Origin of the sequence: Cytobacillus eiseniae (assembly GCF_017874625.1) — a bacterium.
In the GTDB taxonomy this organism is placed as follows: domain Bacteria; phylum Bacillota; class Bacilli; order Bacillales; family Cytobacillaceae; genus Cytobacillus; species Cytobacillus eiseniae.
Genome location: NZ_JAGIKZ010000063.1, coordinates 1 through 1,248, shown reverse-complemented (window position 1 = coordinate 1,248; position 1,248 = coordinate 1). Strand labels below are relative to the sequence as shown.

The window sequence follows — 1,248 nt, the reverse complement described above, 5'->3', positions numbered from 1 at the left end:
TTTTGTATGAAAACACTTTTTGGCTAGAGGGCACTACTGAATAAGGCCCTTCATCTTCAATTTTTTTGAAGGACTACTAGTATAATATAGTATAGTAGCTTGGAGCTATAATTAAGCAGTTTCTTTTTCAGAAGGTGCGACTGTATAGCCTTTCTTTTTTAGGTATTCGATCATTTTTATTTCTTTGTTTTGTTGCTTTTGGTGAACGTAATCGGGGCCTAGTTCCTGATATGGTTCTCCTGTTTTTAAGATGTTGTAAGCAATAGTTAAAATTAAATGAGCGGAAGCGACACGTGCTTTCATTTTACCTTGTCTTTTGGTAATCCTTTTTCGATGAGAAGCGATTCGATTATTTTGCTTCGATGTTGCCAATGCACACTCTACAGCTATCGTTTTTAGGGCTTTATTACCTTGAGTAGTTTTGCTCGTTTTTTTTTTACCAGCACTTTCATTATTTCCAGGGCTCAGCCCTGCCCAAGATGCAAGATGCTTTGCAGACTTAAAAACTGTCATATCGACACCCATTTCTGCGATAAAAGTGGCGGCGGCGGCTTTGTTCACACCCGGTATAGCGTCTAATAGTTCTACTTCTTTACGATAAGGAGAAAGGAGTTGGTCGATTTGTTCTTCCAAATCTTCTATAGCTTTATCTAAATAACTTATATGTTCCCAATGGTAGTGCAACATATCTCGGTGGTGTCGACGGATTCGACCGTTTATTGCTTCTGCAATCTCATTGATACTCGATTTGGCTCTTCCATCTACCATTTTTCGAAGGTCATGAATTTCTATTTTTTCTCCATTGATAATCGCTTCAAGGATACGGCTTCCCGATAAACCAAAAATGTCAGAGAAAACTGAAGTCAGTTTTACATTTCCATCTTGAAGTATTTTGTGGATTCGATTTCGTTCTGAGGTACGAGTATGAATGAGCTTTTTACGATAACGAGTAAGATCTCTTAAGTCACGAATACCCTCTGGCGGAACAAAATTACCTTCTATCAGCCCACTTCTTAGAAGTTTAGCAAGCCATTCAGCATCTTTCACATCGGTTTTACGTCCAGGAACATTTTTAACATGCCTGGCGTTGGCAAGCACTGGATGGAAAGTATCTTCGAGAATATTCCATACTGGTTTCCAGTAGATTCCGGTACTTTCCATAACAACATCAGTAACTTTAAAACTAGATAACCAATCACTTAAAGACAAGAGACCACTGGTTGTGGTTGTGAAAGTTTCAATTACTTT

Annotated in this window: 1 protein-coding gene; it reads right to left on the bottom strand. The window is 38.3% G+C overall.

What is annotated here, in order from left to right; translation table 11 throughout:
• Window positions 1–111 precede the first annotated feature (111 nt).
• Window positions 112–1,248 (bottom strand): IS110 family RNA-guided transposase (locus tag J2Z40_RS19670; RefSeq protein ID WP_209795162.1); only part of this gene is annotated, 1,137 nt, incomplete at its 5' end.